We start from the raw sequence: 22,783 nt of genomic DNA on the forward strand, positions 1-22,783 counted from the left end.
CTGGCTATAAACTATAAGAATTCTTTAGAAAAGTCAACCGCTATTTTTTTAGAATCGCAGGGCAGAGTTGATTTAAATCTTCAAGACTGAAATTTTTCATACTCTCCCAAAAAGGAAAAGTCCTGCATTGAATAGGTCTTTTGGGGTAAATTTCACATAAGCCTTCTTTATCTAAAAAACAACACGTATACTCACCATTTACTTTGATGTTTGCAAGGGTAACTTTATCGTAAAATTTTCCCGTATAGGTTTGTAAAAATTGTTCTTTTTCCAAATTCAAGTAAGCAGCAATATCTTCTATATCGCTTTGCGTCAAAAATACATAGCCATCGCCTCTGCAGCAGTAACCTTTGCATATTTTACAGTAGCTATCATCAAAACTGTAACTAAAATCTAGATGTTTTTTACACATACATCGCTTAAAAAGCAACTGTCGCAGTGTGCAAGCCTAGCCGTACAAACATACCTGCCATGCAAAATCAAACCAGAAAAAAAGTTTATCCAATACTTTCTATCGCATATTGCTTTAATAGCCTCTTCTACTTCTTTTGGGTTTTCGTTTTTTGATATACCAAGCCTTTTGCAAACACGTGCCACATGCGTATCTACGCCGACTGCTGGCTCACCAAAACCAAACGCAAGCAGGATATTGGCTGTTTTTTCGCCAACGCCAGGCAATTTTGTAAGCTCTTCAAAATCATTGATAACAGTATTATTAAACTTTTTACAAAGAATATTTGACAACTCAAAAATATTTTTTGCCTTTGCGTTGTGCATGCTGCAAGATGATATAAATTCATTGATTTCTTCAATACTTGATTGTGCTACATCACAGGGTGTTTTAAAGCGCTTAAAAAAATCCTTTGTTATCTTGTTTGTTGTTTTATCCAAACATCGTGCAGACAAAATCAGCGCTATAAGCAGCTCAAATGGGTTTGAGTACTCAAGTTCTAGTTTTGGATCTTTGTAATGCTCGATTACACGCTGAACTATCTCGTTCATTCCTGTTCTCTCACAATGTTTTTCTTTATAAATTCAATAAAATCCTCAAACGGTTTTAAAACATTACTCCTTCTGTCGCCTGCTACAACAACAAGCATAATATCATCGCCTACTTTGAGCCTGCCCTCATTTATAAAAGCCAATACTTCAACTATACCTGGCAAGTCTTTTAGTTCTTCTATTTTTTTGTCTAAAAGTTCTTTGTCGTAACTTAACAGCATTTCTTTTACGATCTTTGATCCATCTTTTGAAGTTTTTCTTACAATTCCGTTATGTATTAAAATCATACCAAGATTTTCGGGATTACTTTTCTGTTTTATTTTTTTTACAATCTCATCAATACTGGGCATCTTCATAAATATACTCCTTGCCTTCAAAATTTTTAAGCTTATATATGCTACCTTGTTTTGAAACAATACGATTTGGCTCAAGTACGACTTTGCCGCCATCATCTACATCGAAAGCAAAAAAAGGCATACACAAACCGCTTATATTATTGCGCAAAGATTCCATTATGTTCAAAGCTTCTTCTAATTTCACCCTAAAGCGCTCATTGCCAATTGCTCGATCGCAACCAAATAAATAATACGGCTTTATGCGTAACTCAACAAGTTTACAAAATAATTCTTTTAATGTTTGAGTATTATTGTTTATATCACGCAATAGAACCGTTTGAGAAACAATGGGAAACCCACTATCTATAATTTTGTTTGAAGCTTCAATAAAGTCCTTAGTAATTTCATTCGGGTGGTTTATGTGTATGGAAAACCATATGGGTTTATATGGCTTTATGGCTTCTAAAAAGGAATTGGTTATTCTATATGGCAAAACACTCAAAGCACGCGTTGCGATTCTTATTAGTGCTATATGTTTTATAGCTTTGATTGCTTTAATTAAGCTAGCTAAACTTTCATCCTCAAAAGTTAGTGGATCGCCACCGCTAATCAAAATCTCTCTTATTTCTTTGTGATTATTTAAGTACTCAATAGTTTTTCTTAAGCTAAATCCATCGTAATTTTGCCAGTTACTCTTTCTAAAGCAAAATCTGCAATTTGCAAAGCACTTGTTAGTAACCACAAGTAAAGCTCTATCAGGGTACCTGTGAATCAAGCCTTCTGATTTTGTGAATTCCTTTTCAAAAAGGGGATCATCTAAGCCAGCATTATCAGTTTTTGAAGTCTCTACAAACTGTTTGATTATTTTATCGCTTTGAAACAAACTCAATAAATACGGTGTAACAAGCGTATCATTTGTACTAACAAAATTTAAGCCAAGGCTTGATACATCTTTTAAAGAGTTCCTTTTTTGCCAATGCCAATCTTTAAAATCCATTAATCAAAAAGCAATGCCTATCATTAATGTATTGGAGTTAACCGCACCATTTGGCTCTTTTAAAGAAGCGCATGACATATGTATAAATCTATCTTCTATAAACATCTTTGTAGACTTTCCAACATTAAATTCAACACCCAAGCCTACTTGAGGCATAAACAAATACTTTGATGCTTGTCCTTTATACTGCAAGGTATTGTATGAAACGCCTAAACCGCCATCTGCAAATGTTCTAAATGTAGCTTCATTTAAAAAGTAATATCTTAAAAGCCCGCTTACACCAAAAGATACACCACTTGTAGGCCTATTTACATAAGCAACAAATGGTTCTGCTATAAGACTGAAATTTTTACTGTAAAAATGCTCAAAATCTACGCTTGCCTTGTAATAGTCATAGTATTGTTTATCCAGCTTAGAAAACCCATTCCCAGTATTTAACAAACCAAAACCATAACCCAAATTATATATAATGCGAGCACTTGCAACACTACTTAATGAAAGCAAGAATAATAAAACAAACAAAATTTTTTTCATCCCATACCTCCTGTTTAAACAGTATAGTAAATTCTTAATCTTTTTCAACATATTTTAAAGTGAATAAAATTTAAGATTTTTATAATCACAAAGCCAGGCCGTTAATTTATCTTAAATAAACATGAGTGATTCTAAACTGCTTATTGTAGTATTTTCTATATTTTGTTGTTTAACCGTTGTACAGAAAAATCATATTTATTCTATGCAGCACAGTGAAGGTCTTCATACTTTAGACTACAAATTTACTTCAAGACTGCCAAGGATCGAACTAGAAGCCAATTTTGAAGATTTTTTGTCGTTTAACAAAAAATTATGCAAAATTCAAACAAAATGATATAAATATGCACTGGAGAGTATGATGGATACACAAAAGAAAAAACTTATTTTTTATTCGCTATTTATCATTATTTGTTATTTTGGTTTGATTTGGCTTATGCCTTACATGGACCCAGATGAAGCAAGGTATGTAGAGATACCACGTGAGATGATGCAGCTTAAACATTACATCATACCATATTTAAATTATACGGTTTATTTAGAAAAACCGCCTTTATACTATTGGATGAATATTATAGCGTTAAAAATTTTTGGTTTTAATGATTTTGCTGGTAGGTTTTGGACAGTAACTATTTCACTGCTTGGAATTTTTTTGAATTACAAGTTTGCAAAAAAAGTCATTAATAAAAAAACGGCGTTTTGGTCATCTTTAATTTTGGCAAGCTCGCTTTACTATTTTTTAATTGGCAGACTAAACCTAATAGACATGACAAATGCATTCTTTATCTCAATGTCAACCTACTGTGGGTATCTTTTCTTAAAAGAACACAAAAAATATTTTTTATACCTTATGTATGCAGGCATGGCATTGGGATTTTTATCAAAAGCGCTAATTGGCATTATCTTTCCGTTTGCAATACTCTTTTTATGGTCTATTTTTACAAAGCAATTCAAAAGCTTTTTTAAGCTTATATCACCTGTCGGTATTATTATACTTTTGGCTTTATGTATGCCGTGGATTTATATGGCTGGAACACAATTGAGTGATTTTTATTACTACTTCTTCCTAAAACAGGAGTTTTTAAGATACCTTGAGCCTCTTGAGCATACACAGCCTATCTGGACGTTCATACCTGTTGTAATTTTTGGGTTTTTGCCATGGATTATATTTGTATTTAGTTTGTTTAAAACCTATAAAGCAACAAAATTCAAAGATATTGAAAAAAACGATTTAATTTTTCTGTTAACTTTTGTGGGATTTATATTTGTTTTTTATAGTTTATCTCAAAGTAAACTGGTGACTTATGTTGCACCATTGTTTTTCCCTGCAGCAATAATATTGGGTAATTTGTTTTCAAAAATTGATACCATAGACAAAAAAGACAAATATATAAATCTAGCTTTATTTAGCATTTTTTTTATCGCATTAGTTGGCTTTTGTTTTATACAAGATGTATATATGAGCAAAGAAAAATGGTTTTTACTAATTTTACCAAGCGCAATCGCATTAATTATACTTGGTGTGTTGCCATTTATTATAAAAGATGCAAAAAAAATCTTCGCTAGTTTGTTTTTTGGTATGCTCATTTTTTATAATCTTGCTATAATACCCACAGCAAGCTACACTATGTATTACAAAACCACAAAACCCGTCGCTTTATTTGTCAACAAAATATACAAAAAGGGCGATATTTTAGCTTCTTATAAGTTGTATAGGCAATCGTTTAACTATTACACACAAAAAAGAACAGTCCAGGTAGACAGTATTAATGAGCTTGGTTTCGGATACAGGCACTTATCGCCAAAAGGACAAGAAATCTGGTTTCCAACCATTGAACAATTTAAAAAAGTGTGGGATTCAGACCATAAGGTAATTTTACTTATTAAAACAAAAGAGATACCAAAATTCGCATACAAACACTACTTTATTTTGCTTAAAGAACCTTATTTTAGCATCTTATCCAACAAGGGGCGTTTAGATTAATTGAGAAAATTCTTTATCTTACTTGCACTGTTGTTTCTAATAGTTTCTGCAATAGGTTTTTTTGCTGATTTTAAAAAAGCTGTGCAATCTTTAGAATATTTTGATACAATATATTTGGTTGGTGCGGCTATTTTTGGGTTTGGAAATGATTTTATAAAATTTTTTAGATGGCATTTATACATAAAAAAATTACACATTAATGTAGGTTTTTTTACCGATTTGAGAATTTTTTTGTGCGGTCTTGCAATGAGCGTTACACCTGTAAAATTTGGCTATACGATAAAAAATTACATCATAGAAAATATTACAAAAACACCATTTAAAAAGACATTATCAGCTACATTTGCAGAAATTTATGTTGATTTTTTGGTACTTTCTGTGATATCTTTATTGGGCATGTTTTATTTGAAAAAGTTTTCTGTAATTGGAGCAGTACTTATTATTATAGTAAGTGTAATTTTTTACCCAAGCGTTTTTAAAAAGATATTTATACAGTTTAGAACTATCTTGCCGTATACAATAAGAAAGTACTACATGGTCTTAAAAGACATGGTTTCTTTTTTTTCCATAGGTCTTTTTGGAGAAGTTATTTTAATTACAATACTAGCGTGGCTAAGTGAAGGCATATCCCTTAGTTTAATTTTAAAAGGTTTTGGTTTTGATGTCAATATAATAAAAACTACTATAATATTTGGCTTTGCAACACTAGCTGGCAGTTTATCAATGCTGCCTGGTGGCTTAATTGTCTCGGATATAACACTATTTGGTTTGCTTGTCTACATTGGAATACCAGCGTATATTAGTCTGGGCGCAACAATTTTAGCAAGAATTTGCACATTGTGGTTATCCGTAATTGTGGGCAACAGCGCTTTATTTTTGAACAGAAAAGTTTTCTTTGGAGTACAAAAATGATATCAATTGTTATACCTGTTTACAATGAAGAAGAAAATATAACATCGTTACACAAAAGGCTATTCAAAGTTTTAAATTCCCAGAATGAAGGCTATGAGATTATATATGTTGATGATGGCAGCAAAGACAATTCCCTAAACATTTTAAAAAACCTAAAAGGCAATGTAAAAGTAGTAGAACTTGCTAGAAACTACGGCCAGCATGCAGCTATTTTTGCAGGATTTAGCATGGTTAGTGGAGATAAAGTTATTACAATGGATGCCGATCTTCAAAATCCACCAGAAGAAATACCAAAAATTCTCGAAAAATTCAATGAAGGCTATGATGTTATAGCTACAGTAAGACAACAAAGGAAAGATTCTATTTTTAGAAAATTTTCATCACATCTAAATAACTATATTACAAAAAAAATTACAAAAGTGGATTTAAACGACTGGGGCTGTATGCTTAGAGGATATAGAAAAAAAATAGTTGAGCGCATGTTAAACAACGACGAAAAAACTGTGTTTATACCAGCAATTGCAACTTATTACACAAAAAATATCATTGAGATCCCAATAGAACACAGTCAAAGACAAGCTGGAAAATCCAAATACTCACTAATAAAACTCGTAAATCTAATGTTTGATCTTATGACATCGTTTTCAAATTTGCCGCTTGAAATACTTTTGTATGGTGGTATAGCAACGGCTGCTTTTGGCATTTTGCTAGGTATTGTTTTGGCACTTGGAAGGATATTTTATGGTGTTGAGTGGGCTTTGGGCGGTGTGTTTTCGCTCTTTAGTGTGCTTTTTGTGCTAATTGGAGCTCAATTTTTTGCATTTGGTATACTAGGTGAGTACATCGGAAGAATCTATAAACAAGTAAAGAACAGACCCGTATTTGTAATTGAAAATATCTATGAGTCAAAAGAAGATAAACAATGAAAACGGTTGCTTTTGCCTATCACAATATGGGCGTAATTGGCCTAAACGCTCTAAAAAAACACGGATTTGATATTGAATGCGTTTTTACACACAAAGACGATGACAACGAAAATATATGGTTTGAAAGCGCTCAAACTTGGTGCACAAAAAATGACGTAAACTATTTTGCACCAGAAAATGTAAATACAAAAGAATGGATTGATAAAATTAGCCTTTTAAAACCCGATATTATCTTTTCATTCTATTACAGAAATCTTATATGCGAAGATATCTTAAAAATACCTAAGTTTAAAGCTATAAATCTGCATGGCTCCTGTTTACCTGATTATCGCGGCAGAGCACCAGTCAATTGGGTACTTGTAAATGGTGAAAAACGCACAGGTGTTACACTTCACTATATGGTCAAAAAACCCGATGCAGGTGATATCATTGCACAAAAGTGCATAGATATTGATTTTTATGATACTGCAAAAACTTTGTTTGAAAAATTAGAAAAATTAGCTGCTTCTATACTTGATGAAGCATTACCAAATATTAAAAACAACACAATAAAACCCATAAAGCAAGATGAAACAAAAGCAAGCTATTTTGGTAGAAGAACAAAGCAGGACGGCTTAATCGATTTTGAAAAAAACTCAATTGAAATATACAATCTAATTAGGGCTGTAACAAAACCCTACCCTGGCGCTTTTTGCCACTACAAAGGCAAGGAATTAATTATCTGGTGGGCACTGCCAAACAATGTTAAATTACAGCCAAAGCAGATTGCCATAATTGGAGAAAATGTTTATATTGGCACAAAAAAAGGCTCACTTGAGCTAAAAGAAATAGAGTACGACAGCAAAATATACAAAGAAAAAGAAATTTCAAATCTTTTAAAAGGAGGACATTTGTGAAGATACTTATTTTAGGCGTAAATGGTTTTATTGGTTATCATCTTACAAAAGAAATTCTTGCGACGACAGACTGGGAAGTCTATGGCATGGATATAGATGATAACCGCATAAACGAGCTTGAAAACTCAAGACTACATTTTGTTGAAGGTGATATAGAAATAAATAAAGAGTGGATTGAGTACAATATAAAAAAATGCGATACTGTTATGCCACTTGTTGCTATAGCAACGCCAAAAATGTATGTAGAAAACCCTTTGAGGGTATTTCACCTGGATTTTGAGGCAAACTTAGATATTATAAAAAAATGTGCAAAGTACAAAAAACGCATTGTTTTTCCATCGACTTCAGAGGTTTACGGTATAAGTCCTGATGCTGAGTTTGACGAAGACAAAAGCCCATTATGCACAGGCCCTATTAATAAAGAGCGCTGGATTTATTCTGCTTCCAAGCAATTGTTAGATAGAGTTATTTGGGCTTATGGCAATCACGAAAATCTACCATTTACACTCTTTAGACCATTCAACTGGATTGGACCAAAGCTGGATTCAATTGAAATTGCAAAAGAAGGCTCATCGCGGGTTGTTACGCAATTTATAGCCTCACTGCTTTTTAAAAAGCCTATTTACTTAGTTGACGGTGGCAAACAGATGCGCTGCTTTACATACATTAGTGATGGCATTGCTGCTCTAATCAAAATTTTAAAAAACGAAAACAATATTTGCAATAAACAAATTATAAACATTGGAAACCCAAAAAACAACATATCGATAAAAGATCTTGCTTATCTAATGAGGGATATTTTCTCCAAACACGAAAAGCACAAAAATGACAAAGAATTTTCTCAGATTATGGAAATAGATTCAAAAGAATTTTACGGAGAGTCGTATCAAGATATATATAATAGAAAGCCTTCCATAGAAAAGGCCAAAAAAATGCTTAATTGGGAGCCAACAGTAGATTTAGAGGAGGCTTTAAAGCTTGCCATTGACGCTTTTATAAATGAGTATGAATAGTATTATTATTAAAGTTGACGTAGATACATTTAACGGCTTAGAAAATGGTGTGCCAAAACTCATTAAGGTATTTGATGAATTCAATATAAAAGCTACGTTCTATGTAACGCTTGGACCTGATAATTCCGGTAAGGCTATCGTAAATCTTTTAAAGCCTTCTTTTTTAAAAAAGATGCTAAAAACTAAAGCAACTAGTTCTTATGGTTTTAAAACGGCCCTTTACGGTACAATACTAAAACCGCCAATACTTGCTTGGCTAAAGGATAATTTACTTAAAATACAATCCATGGGACATGAAGTTGAATTTCACGCATACGATCATAGATTATGGCAAGATAAGATATATAATTTGAGTTACACCGATATTAAAGACTGGTTTGAAAAAGGTATATCAGCCTACTTTTCTATATACAAAAAATACCCTAAATCGTTTGGTGCACCAGGGTGGGTATGCTCTCAAAAGGCTCTAAATTATATTAAAGGTTTGAAGTTTATAAAATTTTTAAGCCTATCTCGAGCAGATACGCCCTTCATTGAAGAAACCACGCAGTTAGTTGAGATACCATCAAACCTGCCATGCTTGGAAGAAAACCCAAAAGATTTTACAGACGTTGCTGACAAAGCGATAAACAAAACAAAAAATGGCGTTTTGCCCGTACACGCAGAAATTGAAGGTGGGCCTTTTATTGATAAATTTATCAAACTATTAAATTTAATAAAAAGTAATACAAACTTTTTGACCATGAATGAGTATTTTTTAGAGCTGGATAAAAAAAACTTAAATGTTAGAAAATTTGAATCAAAAATACTTCCAGGGAGGGCTTTTAGCTGTTTGGTGTAAAACTATTTGATAGATACATATTGCTAAATCTTATAAAATCTTTTTTTGCTAGTCTTATAATTATCACAGTGGTTATGCTTATTGGTGATATGGTTAAATTTTCCGATGTACTTTTTTCTACAGGCACAAATTTACTTGATATGTTAATGATACTTGCTTACATGGCTTTATTTTTGGCAATTTTTACAATACCTATGAGTTTAATGCTATCCATTAACCTTACATACACTCAAATGTCTAAAAACTTAGAAATAGATATTGCAAAAACTATGGGACTTTCCACATTTAGAATATACAAAAGTGCGCTTTTGTTTACATTTATAGTTTTTCTTCTTTTGCTTTTTATTGTAGCATACCTTTCGCCTATAGCTAACGCTTCTTATAGAAACAAACTCTACAGACTAGCAAAGAACAATGTCCAAGCGGGTCTATCGGAAAACACTTTTTTTAAGACAAAAAACTTTACAATATACGCAAACACACTATCTGCTAACCATAATACGGCTTATGATGTACTCGTGGATATAGAAAATAAAATTATAAAAGCAAAAAAAGTTGAGTTTGTGGACACAGCGGACGGATTTGCCTTAAAATGTTTTGATGGGAATGTATTTTATAGGGATAAAAATAGTATAAATACTGCATACTTTAAAGTATACACAGCAGTTATGAAGTTTTCTGATTTAACTTATAACTTTGCAAACGATCCAGGTTTTATGCCTATAAACAGACTTATAAAATATATTAAAACACATCCGCAAAGCACAGATGCATTATTTGAGTTGCACCAGATGTTTGTACTTTCAACCAGCGTGTTTATTTTGTCTTTAATTGGTTTTGTTTCTGCTTTAAGTTTTTATAGATCTGGGAAAACTTTTGGTATAATATTTAGCATGTTTTCTTTTGTGGTTTTTTATGTGCTTGAAACATTCGGTAAAAGTTTATATGCAAGCAACAACATTTATTATGCAATATGGCTGCCTAATCTGATTTTGTTTCCTATTGCTATAATAGCTTTTGTAATAAAATCAAGGAGGTAAGTTTTTGAAAGGATTTAAAGATACATTACCAGATACAGTGAAAAAATGGCAATTGCTTGAAGAAACAGCCAAAAATTTGCTTGAGTCTTTTGGGTATAGCCAAATAAGAACACCAATAATAGAGAAAACTTCTCTCTTTGAAAGGGGTGTAGGTGATGCTACAGATATAGTAGAAAAAGAAATGTACACATTTTTAGATAAATCTGGCGAATCTGTTACGCTTAGACCTGAGGGTACAGCTGGCATTGCAAGGGCGTTTATAGAAAACAAACTAGAAACATCAATATTCAATAAACTATACTACATAGGGCCAATGTTTCGCTATGAAAGGCCACAAAAAGGACGCCTTAGACAATTTCATCAAATTGGCGCAGAGTGTTTTGGCATTAAAAACCCAGCAGTTGACGCAGAAATTGTGTATATAAATAAATTATTATTTGAAAAATTAAACATAAAAGCAAATTTAGAAATAAACAATATTGGCTGTCCTTTATGCAGACCAGCATATTCAAAAGCTTTGATTGATTATTTTAAAAACCACGAAGAATCTTTATGTGCAGATTGCCAAAAAAGATTGTATAAAAATCCGCTGAGAATTCTTGATTGCAAAAACGAAAAGTGTAAAATCACAGCCAAGGGTGCGCCGAGGTTAAAAGATTATGTGTGCGAAAATTGTCAAAATCACTACAATGGTGTAAAAGAATGCCTTGACACACTAAATATTGAATATGTAGAAAACGATATGCTAGTTAGGGGGTTGGATTATTACACAAGCTTTGTTTTCGAGCTTGTCGATACAATTACGCTTTCTGCTGGCGGGCGCTATGATAACCTTATTGCAGACTTGGGTGGAAACAATATTTGCGGCGTCGGGTTTGCACTTGGGCAAGAACGGCTTATTGATATTATGGATATAGAATCAAAAAATACAATTGGTATATACATAGCAAATTTAGGTGTTAGCTTATATGCACTCAAAATATTGCAAATTTTAAAAGATTTGTCTTATAACGTGTACTGTGAGTATGATTCAAAAAGTTTAAAAAGCATGCTAAAAAAAGCTGATAAACTAAACGCAACCGTTTCAATTATAGTAGGTGAAGAAGAATTCAAAAATAACACATGTATTGTAAGAAATATGAAACAATCGTCGCAGGAAATCATTAAACTAAACCAAATAGAAAGCACTTTAAAAGGAGTTTTGTATGCCACTTGATAGGACTGTTTATTGTGGAAATGTTAATGAAAATTTACTAGGTAGCGAAGTTAACCTTTATGGTTGGGTTCAAAACTGGAGAGATCACGGTGGGGTGATTTTTATTGACTTAAAAGATAGAGAAGGCATAGTACAGATTGTTTTTGATCCTAAAGAAAATAAAGAATTGCATGAAAAAGCTCATACGCTAAGAAGTCAGTACTGCATAAAGGCAAATGGCATAGTTAGGCTAAGGCCTGAAGGTACGCAAAACCAAAACTTAAAAACAGGTAAAGTGGAAGTGTTGGCTAAAAATTTAGACATCCTCTCAACCAGCGATGTACCTCCTTTGCCTGTTGAAGAGTATGTCAATGCAAGCGAAGAAACGCGACTCAAATACCGCTACCTTGACCTTAGAAAACCAACCATGCAAAGAAACCTCATTACTCGCTATAAGGCAGCGTTTGCTGCAAGAAAATACTTAGACTCGCAGGGATTCATCGATATAGAAACGCCAATGCTGACAAAAAGCACTCCAGAAGGCGCAAGGGATTTTCTTGTACCCAGTAGATTGGATCCAGGCAAATTCTATGCCCTGCCACAATCACCTCAGCTTTTCAAACAGTTGTTAATGGTTTCAGGTTTTGATAAGTATTATCAAATAACAAAATGCTTTAGAGATGAAGACCTAAGGGCAGACAGACAACCTGAATTTACACAAATTGATCTTGAGATGAGTTTTGTTGACGAAGAAGATGTTATGCAAATTACAGAAGGCATAATCTACTCAATTTTTAAAGAAACGCTAGGGCTTGAACTTAAGATACCATTTAAGCGCATATCCTACGATGAAGCAATGAGCCGTTTTGGTTCTGATAAACCAGATATGAGGTATGGTTTAGAGCTAAAAGACATAACAGACATTGCGCGCGTTTGCGATTTTCAGGTATTTAACGCAGCTGCTCAAAAAGGCATGGTGTGCGCCATTAATGCCAAAGGGTGTGAGTGGTTTTCAAGAAAAGAAATTGACGAGTTAACCAAACTTGTCAGTGTATTTAAAGCCAAAGGTCTTGCGTGGATAAAAATTAGAGAAAACGAGCTCCAATCACCTGTTGTAAAATTTTTCAAAAAAGAACACTTAGATGAGATACTAAAAAGATTGGACGCAAAAGTAGGCGACATTATTTTCTTTGTTGCCGATAAAAAAGAAATCGTATACAATGCCCTCGGTGCTTTAAGGGTTGAGCTTGCTAAACGACTTAATCTTGCAAATAAAGATGAGTTTAATTTTACCTGGGTTGTTGATTTTCCATTATTTGAATACAACGAAGATGAAAAAAGATGGGATGCCATGCATCATCCTTTTACATCACCCAAACGTGAAGACGTAGAATTCATTGAAGAGCATCCAGAACGCGTAAAAGCAAGAGCCTACGACATTACCTTAAACGGTACAGAAGTAGGCGGTGGCAGCATCAGAATTCACAGAAGCGACCTTCAGGAAAAAATGTTTAAAGTACTAAACATATCAGAGGATCAAGCAAAGCTAAAGTTTGGATTTTTGATTGATGCTTTAAAATACGGTGCCCCACCTCATGGAGGTCTTGCTATAGGCTTTGATAGGCTTGTCACGCTGATTTTGAAAGAAGAGTCAATTAGAGAAGTTATAGCTTTCCCAAAAACCCAAAAAGGTGTGTGCCCATTAACTATAGCACCAAATGAAGTAGATCAAAAACAACTTGATGAGTTATCTTTAAGGATAGTTTTAAAGAAAAATTAAAAAATGGTGGGCGATACAGGTATCGAACCTGTGACCTCTTGCGTGTGAAGCAAGCGCTCTTCCACTGAGCTAATCGCCCATCTTCAAGGTTTATTATGGTAAAATTTGTTTTATTTGTCAAATACTTATGAAAGATAAATTATATTTGATAGATGGAAACTCTTTTCTATATAGGTTTTTTTATGCAATAAAAAATCTATCAAGCAATGATTTTCCAACAAGCGTAATTTTTGGGTTCTCAAGGCTGCTTTTATCATTAAAAGATGCCTCATACATACTGATTTGTTTTGATTCAAAAGAAAAAACATTTAGAAAAGAAATGTTTGATGATTACAAAAAACAACGTCCATTAATGCCACAGACTCTAGCTGTTCAAATTGAGCCAACAAAAGAAATAATAAAAGCCTTTGGCGTAAAATACTTAGAAATTGCTGGATTTGAAGCTGACGATATAATCGCAACGCTTGCAAATCAATTTAATAAAAACTACGATGTAATAATTGTAACGCAAGATAAAGATCTATACCAGCTTGTTAACGATAGTATTTTTATATATGACCCTGTAAAAAATGTCACTTATGATTACAAAAAAACCGTTGAAAAATTTGAAATCGAACCTGCACAAATTAGTGATTTTTTAGCACTAGCAGGTGATTCCTCAGATGGTATACCAGGTATTAATGGCATTGGCCTAAAAACAGCCGTAAAACTATTAAAAGACTATAAAAATATTGATGGTATTATTCAAAATAAAGATAAATTACCTCAAAAAATAAAAGGTAATATTGACGAAGAAAAGTTAAAATTATACAAATCTTTAACTACTTTAGATAAAAATATAAACATCGACAATATTTCGATTAACTACATCAAAAAAACCGCTTCAGACACAAAAACACTTAAAAATTTGTTTGAAAAGTACAACTTCAAAAGTCTAATAGGCAAATTAGAACCCCAACAAAATTATACCAGCAAAAATAATAAACCGCTTTTATTTGACATCAAAATACCAAAAGTTGAAACAGATGAAGCTAGCCTTCTTGAACTTGCAGCTTATTTAATTCAGCCAAGAAGCGCAGGCAATATTAATAAGTGTGCTTTGTTTATAGATAAAAATCTATATGAAAAAATCATAACAATGGAAGAAAGTGAAAAAGTCTCCTATCTTAAACCGATCTTTTTGGATTTGATAAAAAAACTTGATCTAGAATTCTTATTATTTGAAGTAGAGTTACCCCTTCGAAAAATCCTAAAAAAAATGGAACAAGAAGGCATTGCTGTAGATATAGAAAAATTAAAACACTACAAAACACTCATAAATGTCTTAATAGAAGAAAAACATTCTTCAATAGAAAATATAATCGGTCCATGCAATATAAACTCACCAAAGGAACTAGCATTTGCACTTTATGAACAATTAGGCTTAAAATCAACTAAAAAAATTAAAACAGGATTTTCTACAGATTCAGAAACGCTACAGCAGCTAGACCATCCTGTTGCAAAACTCATAATTGAATATAGAATACTAACAAAACTGCTGTCTACCTACATAGAACCTTTTTTGAACAATGTTGATAAAACTAACCGCATACATACAACATTTAATCAAACGCTTACGCTCACTGGAAGGCTATCTTCTTCAAACCCAAATATGCAAAATTTACCAATTGACAACTCTTTTTTTAACATTAGAGAAGCGATTGTTGCAAAAAATGGTTATAGTCTAATTTGTGCAGATTATTCTCAAATTGAACTAAGGGTTTTGGCTGAACTTTCAAAAGATCCTATCCTTATTGATATATTTAAAAAAGATTTGGACATACATACACAAACCGCCGTAGAATTGTTTAATATTTTGCCAGAAACAGTAGACACTCACACAAGACGGATTGCTAAAACAATTAATTTTGGTATTATCTACGGTATGGGTGCTCAAAGCTTAGCAAAAACACTCTCCATAACACCTCAAAAAGCTTCTCAATATATCCAGCGTTATTTTGAGAGATTTTCAAAAGCAAAAGAATTTATAGACCAAACACTAAAAGAAGCAAAAGGTTTAGGTTATACTCAGACATATTTTAATAGAAGACGCTATTTCGATAATATAAACAGTCCAAATAAAAAATTATCTGAATTTGAAAAGAGAGCTGCAGTAAATGCAAAAATTCAAGGTACAGCAGCAGATATTATAAAAATTGCTATGGTTAAATTGGATAAAGCACTTCAAAACCTTGATGCTACAGTTGTATTGCAAATCCATGATGAGTTATTGATTGAATGCAAAGATAATCTGATTGAAGAAGTAAAACTCATTGTAAAAGAGTCAATGGAAAAAGCTCTAGATTTTGATGTGCCTTTAAAGGTTAATGTTGGCGTTGGCAAAAACTGGCATGAAGCTAAGACTTAATGTATGATTTTTTTAGATAGACTAAATGGCATAAAAGGCCCAAAAACACCTGTGTGGCTTATGAGGCAAGCAGGCAGGGCACTAAAGGAGTATAGAGATTTAAGACGCGATTATTCCTTTTTACAGATGTGCACAGTGCCAGAACTCGTAGCAAAAACAACATTGCTTCCAGTTGATATATTGGGCGTAGATGCTGCTATATTATTTTCTGATATACTAATTCCCCTTCTTGCTTTAAATGCTAAGATTTTTTACCATGAGGGCACACCTCCCGTTGTAGAAATTGATATTAACAATTTACACTACAATGGTCTTTCAAATAAACTAAATTTTGTTTTTGAAGGTATCAAATTAATAAAAACCCAAACAAACAGGCCACTGATTGGCTTTGCTGCAGGCCCATTTACGCTATTTTGCTACCTTTTTAACGATGCTAAGTTTTATTCTCCGAAAGCCTTCCTTTATCAAGAAACAAAAAAATTTAAAAAAATCATGGAACTGTTAACTACACTTACTATAGATTATCTAAACGCGCAGCTTAAAAGTGGCTGTGATTGTTATCAGTTGTTTGACAGCTGGGCGGGTATTTTACCGCCAAAGATCTACAAAGAGTATGTTTTTGATTACAATTTAAGAATTTTAAGTTCTCTAAAAAAACCCTCTATTTATTTTGCACATTCTGCAAACCACTTAATAGATTATATTTTAGATTTGCCTACCAATGCGTATAGTTTTGATTGGAAAGTCGATTTAAAGACAATTTCAAAAAAAACTGACAAATGCCTGCAAGGCAACCTGGATAACACTATCCTTCTAACCAACAAAGAAACAATCAAAAAACATACACACGATGTGCTAAATAACATGCAGGGGCTCTTGCATATTTTTAATCTAGGCCATGGTGTTCTACCCCAAACCCCACAGGATAATTTAAAATTTTTAGTGGATGTTGTGCGTGAGTATAACAATAACTAATTTAGGCTATGTCTCAAAAAGATTAGAGTGTTTTAGCTTTTTGTTTTATATGTTTAACGATAAACACATATCAAACATTAAAAACCCAATCGCCAGAAATATATTTGCTACAATTATGCTAAGTAGAGCTTACTCAACCTGCAAAATTTTAAAAAAAGCCCCTTCGCCTCTGTTGGATATCACCAAATCTCAGGCCAGCAAATTGCAAAAAATTCTAAATATACAAGTAAATCATTGCTTTTCTTACTCAAAACCATTTTGTAAAGACAAAAACACCACCATGTTTCCACTCTACACAGTATACTCAAATACGCTGTATGGGATTTTATTTGATAAAAAGCCAAAAAAAATTTTACCGCCACTATGTGCCTTCAAAGAATTCAACGCATTTTATATTCAAAAATTACAGGATAAATTCACAGCGCTCCACCCACAGGCAGTAATTTTTTCTAACCACAGCCTACCTTTAAGCCTTGCAAAAAAAGATTCCTACGAAAAGGACACATATGTATTCTGCAATCTTTTAGCCACAAACCTCAACTTAAAAGAATACTACATATCGTTTCAATCAAAGCTTGGCCTAGTTAAGTGGATTGAGCCTTCTACGCTTAATACCCTAAAATCACTAAAAAATAAAAGCGTCCTTATAGTACCTGTAAGTTTTGTGTCGGATAACACTGAAACGCTTTACGAAATAGATTATATGTATGCTCAAGTTGCCAAAAATTTAAACATAAAATTGGAAAGATTAGAGTGTTTTAATGATAGCAATGATTTTATAGAAATCTTGTCAAAAATTTTATTGAGGTATATATGAAAGCAATTGTCATAGGAGCGGGTATATCCGGCCTATCTTGCGCTTATTTACTACAAAAAGAAGGTTTTGATGTTGTTGTGCTTGAAAAAGAAGATTATGTTGGCGGAAAAATAAGAACTATTAAAGAAAATGACTATTTAATTGAAGCCGGACCCAATGGCTTTTTATATAGTGAAAATACAATAAGGTTTATTGAGCAAGCAGGTTTTTCGCATGATCTCATAGAAGCCAAGCAATCATCCAATAGAAAATTTATATATGACGGTAGACTATATGAAATCCCTCAAAAACAACAAAAATTGCTTTTTGATAATTTTTTAAGCATAAAATCAAAATTAGCTCTATTAAAAGAGCCATTTGTAAAACCCAACCCAGATGACGAAACCGTTGCAGAATTTGTAATAAGACGCTTGGGCAAAGAATTTTTGGATAAATTGATTGGACCTATGTCGCTTGGCATATACGCAGCAGACCCTTATACCATGAGCATAACCTCTAATTTTAAGCGTATAAAAGAAATAGAATCAACGTACGGCTCGCTTATTAAAGGTTTGGTAAAACTTATGAGTCAAAAAAAAGCAAACGCTTCTTCTGCAAGTGGCCAATTTTCAAAGCAACTATACTCGTTTAAAGATGGCATGCAATCTTTTATAGAACACTTAGCACAATCCATAAATGTTTTAAATGGATATAATGTAAAGTCAATAGAAAAAACATCGAAGTATGTCATTTACACAGATTCTGCTAAATTTGATGCAGATATCGTTGTGTTTGCTGCGCCTTCTTTTGAAGTAGCAAAAATTATAGAAAACCTTGACAAACAGCTGCCCAATTATCTTATCAGTATCCCCTACTCACCAATTGTGCTTGTGGCGCTTGCCTTTAGTAAAAAATTTGCAAATAACACAGTTGGCTCTTATGGGTATTTATTTGATTTAAACAAAATCAACAGCACCATTGGTGTGCTTTTTGATTCAAGTATTTTTGATTATAGAAGCAGTGACGATAGGTTTTTGGTAAGAATGTTTTTAGGTGGGGCTCTAAGACAGGGTGTTATACAAAAAAATAATTTAGAGGTGCTTCAAAGTGCTATTGCAGAACTCCAGCGCAGTGCAAAAATCTTTGCACCTTTTGAATATTACAAAATTATAAAGTACACTAAAGCAATTCCTCAGTATCTAATGGACCATAAAGAAATTATTAATTTAGCCCAAGCGTTTGAATCTAAAAATCCTGGAATATACTTTGTTGGCAATGCTTTTTATGGTGTTGGGTTTAATGATTGTATAAATAATTCTTATAATCTAATTAAAAAAATAAAGTCGATTTAATTAAAAAAATTATTGCATTAATATAACACTATTGTATAATATATGTAAGAAATTTACATTTGGAGGTGTTTTATGAAACGTTTGTTAGTTTTGTTCGCTTTGGTTGGCTTTCTCACATCTCTACCCATTAAATACGCATACAGCGCAACAGCCCTTGCTGAAAAAAAAATTAAAGAGGCTAAAACTTGCATCCACAATGTAAGTGTGCAGGAAGCTAAAAAACTCATTAAAAACGGATCTGTAATCTTAGATGCAAGGGAGTACCCAGAGTATGCAGCTGGCCACATACCTGGTGCAATCTGGGCACCAAGAGGATTAATTGACTTTCAAGGTCCTACATGGTTTCCAGATAAAAATAAAACATACTTAACTTACTGCAAAACTGGCGGAAGGGGCGTTATAGTAGCCTATGAGTTAAAAGAGTTGGGTTACGACAATGTGGTAAACCTCGATGGTGGTTTTGATGCATGGGAAAGAGATGGTGAGCCTATTGAAAAAGGTGCACCAGAAGGCCCTGGAAAAGGAATTAAAAAATAAGTACCCCCCCCCACTTAATTTGGCCATCTGCGCATTGGCCAGGTGGCCTTGACAAAATTGTAAATTTGTTTACATTTTTGTATCTTATTGTTTAATCTATAGCTAAAAAACTTCAAAAAATATTGATATTCCAATAGTAGAACAAATATTGCTACCTGCATTGCGTGACTTTTTGTGGAGGTTTAGCGTGGCTTCTAAGTTTTATAAATTTTGTTGGGCTGTTTTTTTTATTTTAACACCAAACATTGCCCTTGCCCAAAATAATACTATCAATCAAGCAAATACGGCATGGATGTTAGTTTCAACTGCACTTGTCTTGTCAATGACACCCGTTGGGTTAGGTTTATTTTATGGTGGCATGGTACGTTCAAAAAATATATTAAACACAATAGGCATGTCTTTAATTTCTTTAGCAATTGTTAGCATACTGTGGATTTTTATTGGATATACTTTGGCTTTTGGTCCAGATACGTATGGTATAATTGGAAATTTAAAATATTTATTTTTAAATAATATTTCACTAAACTCTATAAAAAATACAATCCCTACATATTTATACTGCACTTTCCAGCTTTCATTTGCTGCTGTAACATTAGCCTTAATTAGCGGAAGTGTTGTGGAAAGAATAAAATTTTCTTCATGGATAATATTTGGAAGCTTATGGATAATATTTGTATATGCTCCCATTGCTCATTGGGTTTGGGGTGGTGGCTTTTTGCAAAAACTTGGCGTTTTAGATTTTGCAGGTGGGTTGGTAGTAGAAGCTAACTCTGGAATTTCTGGTTTAGTATTAGCTCTTAGTGTAGGAAAACGAAGAGATTTTAAAAAAACTATAATACCACCTTCTTCAATAGCTCTAACACTGGCAGGCGCTGGCTTGTTATGGATAGGTTGGTTTGGGTTTAATGCTGGTAGTGCTATTGGTTCAAATGCCCTTTCTAGCTATGTATTTTTATCAACAAATACAGCCGCAGCGGCTGGCGCTTTAAGTTGGATGTTTATTGAGTGGATTTTCCATAAGCATCCAACAATGCTGGGTGCGGCAAGCGGTGCAATTGCAGGTCTTGTAGCTATAACACCTGCGTGTGGTTTTGTTGGTATAGGCTCTAGTTTGCTTATTGGTGCAATTGCTGGAGTGATAAGTTTTTTAGGTGTGACTTTCTTAAAATACAAGTTTTCTTACGACGATTCTTTAGATGTATTTGGCGTGCATGGTTTAAATGGTATATTTGGCATAATCGCAACAGGGTTTTTTGCTACAACATTAGTGGGACCAAAAAATGGATTTTTTTTTGGCGATTATAAAACGCTTTTTATACAACTGCTGGCTTTGTTTATAACAATAACATATGCTGCTTGTTCAACATTTGTAATTGCAAAAATTACATCCCTACTAACGAATGGCTTGCGTATTAATGAAGAAGACGAGCAAAAAGGTCTAGATATTGCTACACATACGGAAACAGGCTTTGACATTTAAATTGACAAAAAATTAAAATTTAGCTAATATATTTAAAGATTTTGGGGCTATAGCTCAGCTGGGAGAGCGCTTGGCTGGCAGCCAAGAGGTCAGGGGTTCGATCCCCCTTAGCTCCACCAAACATATATTTTTGCCATATCAAGCCAGATACAGTGTCTGTTATAGATGGCTGTTTTGTGACACTGCCTAAAACAAAAGCTCTAATATCTAATTTCAGGACAAAGATAATGTTGAAAAATTTTATAATTGGCTAGAAAACATTGAACTTGATATAAAAAAGATGCAATACGACATACCACAAACTTTTTTAGAAATTTAATTGGCAAAAAGGATTAAAAAACTTTTTTTGCTCAAAATATAGCAAAATATAAACAGATAAACATATAGCGGTATTAATAGCAAGGAGAATTATCATTTGGTATTTTACAGCTTCTATAGGGTTTATGCCTGATAAGATCTGACCTGTCATCATGCCAGGAAGGCTTACAATACCCATTGCGCTTACGCTTGCAAGCTGGGGTGTAAGACTTGAGCGAAAAGCCTTTTGTTTTAGCTCAATAACCGCTTCTTTTGGTGTTGCCCCTAAAGAAAGCAACTCTTCAATATAGTATCTATTTTGCTGTATTTCGCTAAAAAAACGCTCGACTGAGATAGTTATAGAATTCATAGAATTACCCACGATCATACCAGCTAATGGAATAAAATACCTAGCTTCAAATGGATTTTTTAGGCCTATACTGACAATAGACATAAAAAGCGTAACAATAAGCCCTGTAATAAAAATAGCTCCAAAAATAATAACATTTGCATGCGTAAATTTTACTTTTGTTCGTTCTTTTATAATGTTTGCTGCAAACATAACCATTACAGCGTAGTATACAATTATTAGCGCCGCATTGTTTATCTGAAAAATAAACTTTAAAATATAGCCAATTAACAACAACTGAACGCTCATCCTTGCAAATGAAAATACAATGTCTTTTGTTAGCTTTAATTTTTCTGTATAGTTTACAAAGAAAGCAACGCCTAGCATTAAATATGAAATAATTAGCTGTAGAAGCGATATTGTTTCAACTTGCACTTGCATAGCTATCCTCAATTGAAATTATTTGCGTGCAAAATTGCCTAACAGAATCAGCATGAAACGAAGCAATAATAAGCTTTTTTTCAGATAATTCTTTTAATAGTTTTAATGTTTTTTGCTCCATTTTAGCATCTAGTGCGCTTGTTGGCTCATCTAATAACAAACACTCAGGATCAAGCAAAATAGCCCTAATGAGAGCGATGCGTAGTTTTTCACCACCAGATAATTGGATAATATTTTTTAACAGTGCTTCTTTAAGTTCAAAATATTCTAGTAAATCATAAAGTTTTTTTTCATCAAAAATCTTTTCTGAGTTTACCCTAAAGCTAAATGGCAGTCTAATACATTCAACAACACTCATTTGACCAAGGATAGGCATCTGAGGCACGTATATACAATGAGATCGAAAGGTAGGCATATCAAGTGTATCGACTAATACGCCTTTATAAAAAATTTCTCCAAATTGAGGCGATTCTAATGCGCACATTATCCTCAAAATAGTAGATTTGCCACTGCCTGATGCGCCCCTTAGCCATACTAAACCTACTTGATTTAGTTTAAAACTAGCATTTTCTATAATTTTTTTTCCTTTTTTTTCTACAACCACATTTTTAAACTCAAACATTTTTAAAATTTTATCATTTTTTTATTGGTTAATCAAATTAATTTTTATATAATCGCTCCTATCAATTATATGTGC

23 protein-coding genes and 2 tRNA genes are annotated in these 22,783 nt (G+C 33.1%); 17 read left to right on the plus strand and 8 right to left on the minus strand.

Annotation, left to right across the window (positions count from 1 at the left end; genetic code table 11):
• Nucleotides 1-40 precede the first annotated feature (40 nt).
• Genes DESAMIL20_RS06900 through DESAMIL20_RS06920 form a run of 5 tightly spaced genes read right to left on the minus strand, consistent with a single transcriptional unit; the run spans nucleotide 41 to nucleotide 2,868 of the window.
• The gene (locus tag DESAMIL20_RS06900; protein WP_086034071.1) at nucleotides 41-412 is read right to left on the minus strand and encodes a YkgJ family cysteine cluster protein; all 372 of its coding nucleotides are present in this window, start codon (nucleotides 410-412) and stop codon (nucleotides 41-43) included.
• Nucleotides 394-1,002: an endonuclease III gene (gene nth, locus DESAMIL20_RS06905; RefSeq protein ID WP_086034073.1), complete on the minus strand. Its 609-nt coding sequence runs from the start codon at nucleotides 1,000-1,002 to the stop codon at nucleotides 394-396. The genes DESAMIL20_RS06900 and nth overlap by 19 nt, the downstream gene beginning before the upstream one ends.
• Nucleotides 999-1,358 carry a molybdenum cofactor biosynthesis protein MoaE gene (locus tag DESAMIL20_RS06910; protein ID WP_239393411.1) on the minus strand — a complete coding sequence of 120 codons (360 nt, stop codon included), beginning with the start codon at nucleotides 1,356-1,358 and terminating at the stop codon, nucleotides 999-1,001. The genes nth and DESAMIL20_RS06910 overlap by 4 nt, the downstream gene beginning before the upstream one ends.
• On the minus strand, nucleotides 1,339-2,334 hold the full coding sequence (locus DESAMIL20_RS06915) for a KamA family radical SAM protein (protein ID WP_086034075.1): 996 nt from the start codon (nucleotides 2,332-2,334) through the stop codon (nucleotides 1,339-1,341). The genes DESAMIL20_RS06910 and DESAMIL20_RS06915 overlap by 20 nt, the downstream gene beginning before the upstream one ends.
• Before the next feature lie 3 nt (nucleotides 2,335-2,337).
• On the minus strand, nucleotides 2,338-2,868 hold the full coding sequence (locus DESAMIL20_RS06920; protein WP_158090548.1) for an acyloxyacyl hydrolase: 531 nt from the start codon (nucleotides 2,866-2,868) through the stop codon (nucleotides 2,338-2,340).
• Nucleotides 2,869-2,989: 121 nt separating this feature from the next.
• Here DESAMIL20_RS06920 and DESAMIL20_RS06925 point away from each other — a divergent pair, with 121 nt between their 5' ends.
• The 10 genes from DESAMIL20_RS06925 to aspS are packed head-to-tail and all read left to right on the plus strand — an operon-like array spanning nucleotide 2,990 to nucleotide 13,452.
• Nucleotides 2,990-3,202, plus strand: a complete 213-nt coding sequence (locus tag DESAMIL20_RS06925) for a hypothetical protein (protein WP_086034077.1) — start codon at nucleotides 2,990-2,992, stop codon at nucleotides 3,200-3,202.
• A gap of 24 nt (nucleotides 3,203-3,226) precedes the next feature.
• On the plus strand, nucleotides 3,227-4,849 hold the full coding sequence (locus tag DESAMIL20_RS06930) for a glycosyltransferase family 39 protein (protein ID WP_158090549.1): 1,623 nt from the start codon (nucleotides 3,227-3,229) through the stop codon (nucleotides 4,847-4,849).
• On the plus strand, nucleotides 4,850-5,761 hold the full coding sequence (locus tag DESAMIL20_RS06935) for a lysylphosphatidylglycerol synthase transmembrane domain-containing protein (RefSeq protein ID WP_086034081.1): 912 nt from the start codon (nucleotides 4,850-4,852) through the stop codon (nucleotides 5,759-5,761). It abuts the gene before it with no gap.
• The gene (locus DESAMIL20_RS06940) at nucleotides 5,758-6,687 is read left to right on the plus strand and encodes a glycosyltransferase (RefSeq protein ID WP_086034083.1); all 930 of its coding nucleotides are present in this window, start codon (nucleotides 5,758-5,760) and stop codon (nucleotides 6,685-6,687) included. Before DESAMIL20_RS06935 ends, DESAMIL20_RS06940 begins: the two co-directional genes overlap by 4 nt.
• Entirely contained in the window at nucleotides 6,684-7,583 is a 900-nt protein-coding gene (locus DESAMIL20_RS10595) for a formyltransferase (RefSeq protein WP_204218580.1), read from the plus strand. The genes DESAMIL20_RS06940 and DESAMIL20_RS10595 overlap by 4 nt, the downstream gene beginning before the upstream one ends.
• The gene (locus tag DESAMIL20_RS10600; RefSeq protein ID WP_204218581.1) at nucleotides 7,580-8,596 is read left to right on the plus strand and encodes a bifunctional UDP-4-keto-pentose/UDP-xylose synthase; all 1,017 of its coding nucleotides are present in this window, start codon (nucleotides 7,580-7,582) and stop codon (nucleotides 8,594-8,596) included. The genes DESAMIL20_RS10595 and DESAMIL20_RS10600 overlap by 4 nt, the downstream gene beginning before the upstream one ends.
• On the plus strand, nucleotides 8,589-9,437 hold the full coding sequence (locus DESAMIL20_RS06950; protein ID WP_158090550.1) for a polysaccharide deacetylase family protein: 849 nt from the start codon (nucleotides 8,589-8,591) through the stop codon (nucleotides 9,435-9,437). Before DESAMIL20_RS10600 ends, DESAMIL20_RS06950 begins: the two co-directional genes overlap by 8 nt.
• A gap of 20 nt (nucleotides 9,438-9,457) precedes the next feature.
• Nucleotides 9,458-10,477 (plus strand): LptF/LptG family permease, encoded by a 1,020-nt coding sequence (locus DESAMIL20_RS06955; protein WP_158090551.1) that lies wholly within the window; start codon nucleotides 9,458-9,460, stop codon nucleotides 10,475-10,477.
• Between the two features lie 4 nt (nucleotides 10,478-10,481).
• Nucleotides 10,482-11,693 carry a histidine--tRNA ligase gene (gene hisS / locus DESAMIL20_RS06960; protein WP_086034088.1) on the plus strand — a complete coding sequence of 404 codons (1,212 nt, stop codon included), beginning with the start codon at nucleotides 10,482-10,484 and terminating at the stop codon, nucleotides 11,691-11,693.
• Nucleotides 11,683-13,452, plus strand: a complete 1,770-nt coding sequence (gene aspS / locus DESAMIL20_RS06965; RefSeq protein WP_086034089.1) for an aspartate--tRNA ligase — start codon at nucleotides 11,683-11,685, stop codon at nucleotides 13,450-13,452. The genes hisS and aspS overlap by 11 nt, the downstream gene beginning before the upstream one ends.
• 4 nt (nucleotides 13,453-13,456) lie before the next feature.
• On the opposite strand, the gene DESAMIL20_RS06970 is transcribed toward aspS, so the two are convergent.
• Nucleotides 13,457-13,531, minus strand: a tRNA-Val gene (locus tag DESAMIL20_RS06970).
• 48 nt (nucleotides 13,532-13,579) lie between these two features.
• Here DESAMIL20_RS06970 and DESAMIL20_RS06975 point away from each other — a divergent pair.
• The 7 genes from DESAMIL20_RS06975 to DESAMIL20_RS07005 all read left to right on the plus strand — a co-directional run bounded on the left by DESAMIL20_RS06975 (nucleotide 13,580) and on the right by DESAMIL20_RS07005 (nucleotide 21,118).
• Nucleotides 13,580-15,859, plus strand: coding sequence for a DNA polymerase (locus DESAMIL20_RS06975; RefSeq protein WP_086034091.1), 2,280 nt, complete (start codon nucleotides 13,580-13,582; stop codon nucleotides 15,857-15,859).
• A gap of 3 nt (nucleotides 15,860-15,862) precedes the next feature.
• Entirely contained in the window at nucleotides 15,863-16,834 is a 972-nt protein-coding gene (hemE, locus tag DESAMIL20_RS06980; RefSeq protein ID WP_086034093.1) for a uroporphyrinogen decarboxylase, read from the plus strand.
• Nucleotides 16,815-17,651 (plus strand): ferrochelatase, encoded by an 837-nt coding sequence (locus DESAMIL20_RS06985; protein ID WP_158090552.1) that lies wholly within the window; start codon nucleotides 16,815-16,817, stop codon nucleotides 17,649-17,651. The genes hemE and DESAMIL20_RS06985 overlap by 20 nt, the downstream gene beginning before the upstream one ends.
• Nucleotides 17,648-18,982, plus strand: a complete 1,335-nt coding sequence (gene hemG / locus DESAMIL20_RS06990) for a protoporphyrinogen oxidase (protein ID WP_086034097.1) — start codon at nucleotides 17,648-17,650, stop codon at nucleotides 18,980-18,982. Before DESAMIL20_RS06985 ends, hemG begins: the two co-directional genes overlap by 4 nt.
• A 72-nt stretch (nucleotides 18,983-19,054) precedes the next feature.
• Entirely contained in the window at nucleotides 19,055-19,519 is a 465-nt protein-coding gene (locus DESAMIL20_RS06995; protein ID WP_086034099.1) for a rhodanese-like domain-containing protein, read from the plus strand.
• A 187-nt stretch (nucleotides 19,520-19,706) separates the two neighbouring features.
• On the plus strand, nucleotides 19,707-20,999 hold the full coding sequence (locus tag DESAMIL20_RS07000) for an ammonium transporter (RefSeq protein WP_239393417.1): 1,293 nt from the start codon (nucleotides 19,707-19,709) through the stop codon (nucleotides 20,997-20,999).
• 43 nt (nucleotides 21,000-21,042) lie between these two features.
• Nucleotides 21,043-21,118: transfer RNA gene (locus DESAMIL20_RS07005), tRNA-Ala, on the plus strand.
• Between the two features lie 188 nt (nucleotides 21,119-21,306).
• On the opposite strand, the gene DESAMIL20_RS07010 is transcribed toward DESAMIL20_RS07005, so the two are convergent.
• Both DESAMIL20_RS07010 and DESAMIL20_RS07015 read right to left on the minus strand, forming a co-directional pair.
• Nucleotides 21,307-22,086, minus strand: coding sequence for an ABC transporter permease (locus DESAMIL20_RS07010; protein WP_086034100.1), 780 nt, complete (start codon nucleotides 22,084-22,086; stop codon nucleotides 21,307-21,309).
• Complete coding sequence (locus DESAMIL20_RS07015) at nucleotides 22,070-22,708, minus strand: ABC transporter ATP-binding protein (RefSeq protein ID WP_086034102.1); 639 nt, start codon at nucleotides 22,706-22,708, stop codon at nucleotides 22,070-22,072. Before DESAMIL20_RS07015 ends, DESAMIL20_RS07010 begins: the two co-directional genes overlap by 17 nt.
• Between the last annotated feature and the right edge of the window lie 75 nt (nucleotides 22,709-22,783).

It is taken from the genome of Desulfurella amilsii, from assembly GCF_002119425.1.
GTDB classification, from domain to species: domain Bacteria; phylum Campylobacterota_A; class Desulfurellia; order Desulfurellales; family Desulfurellaceae; genus Desulfurella; species Desulfurella amilsii.

Bases quoted from the DNA above. Each gene is read 5' to 3' on its own strand.
- DESAMIL20_RS06900 (WP_086034071.1), bottom strand. From the start codon at position 412: ATGTGTAAAAAACATCTAGATTTTAGTTACAGTTTTGATGATAGCTAC.
- nth (WP_086034073.1), bottom strand. From the start codon at position 1,002: ATGAACGAGATAGTTCAGCGTGTAATCGAGCATTACAAAGATCCAAAA.
- DESAMIL20_RS06910 (WP_239393411.1), bottom strand. From the start codon at position 1,358: ATGAAGATGCCCAGTATTGATGAGATTGTAAAAAAAATAAAACAGAAA.
- DESAMIL20_RS06915 (WP_086034075.1), bottom strand. From the start codon at position 2,334: ATGGATTTTAAAGATTGGCATTGGCAAAAAAGGAACTCTTTAAAAGAT.
- DESAMIL20_RS06920 (WP_158090548.1), bottom strand. From the start codon at position 2,868: ATGAAAAAAATTTTGTTTGTTTTATTATTCTTGCTTTCATTAAGTAGT.
- DESAMIL20_RS06925 (WP_086034077.1), top strand. From the start codon at position 2,990: ATGAGTGATTCTAAACTGCTTATTGTAGTATTTTCTATATTTTGTTGT.
- DESAMIL20_RS06930 (WP_158090549.1), top strand. From the start codon at position 3,227: ATGGATACACAAAAGAAAAAACTTATTTTTTATTCGCTATTTATCATT.
- DESAMIL20_RS06940 (WP_086034083.1), top strand. From the start codon at position 5,758: ATGATATCAATTGTTATACCTGTTTACAATGAAGAAGAAAATATAACA.
- DESAMIL20_RS10595 (WP_204218580.1), top strand. From the start codon at position 6,684: ATGAAAACGGTTGCTTTTGCCTATCACAATATGGGCGTAATTGGCCTA.
- DESAMIL20_RS06950 (WP_158090550.1), top strand. From the start codon at position 8,589: ATGAATAGTATTATTATTAAAGTTGACGTAGATACATTTAACGGCTTA.
- aspS (WP_086034089.1), top strand. From the start codon at position 11,683: ATGCCACTTGATAGGACTGTTTATTGTGGAAATGTTAATGAAAATTTA.
- DESAMIL20_RS06975 (WP_086034091.1), top strand. From the start codon at position 13,580: ATGAAAGATAAATTATATTTGATAGATGGAAACTCTTTTCTATATAGG.
- hemE (WP_086034093.1), top strand. From the start codon at position 15,863: ATGATTTTTTTAGATAGACTAAATGGCATAAAAGGCCCAAAAACACCT.
- hemG (WP_086034097.1), top strand. From the start codon at position 17,648: ATGAAAGCAATTGTCATAGGAGCGGGTATATCCGGCCTATCTTGCGCT.
- DESAMIL20_RS06995 (WP_086034099.1), top strand. From the start codon at position 19,055: ATGAAACGTTTGTTAGTTTTGTTCGCTTTGGTTGGCTTTCTCACATCT.
- DESAMIL20_RS07010 (WP_086034100.1), bottom strand. From the start codon at position 22,086: ATGCAAGTGCAAGTTGAAACAATATCGCTTCTACAGCTAATTATTTCA.
- DESAMIL20_RS07015 (WP_086034102.1), bottom strand. From the start codon at position 22,708: ATGTTTGAGTTTAAAAATGTGGTTGTAGAAAAAAAAGGAAAAAAAATT.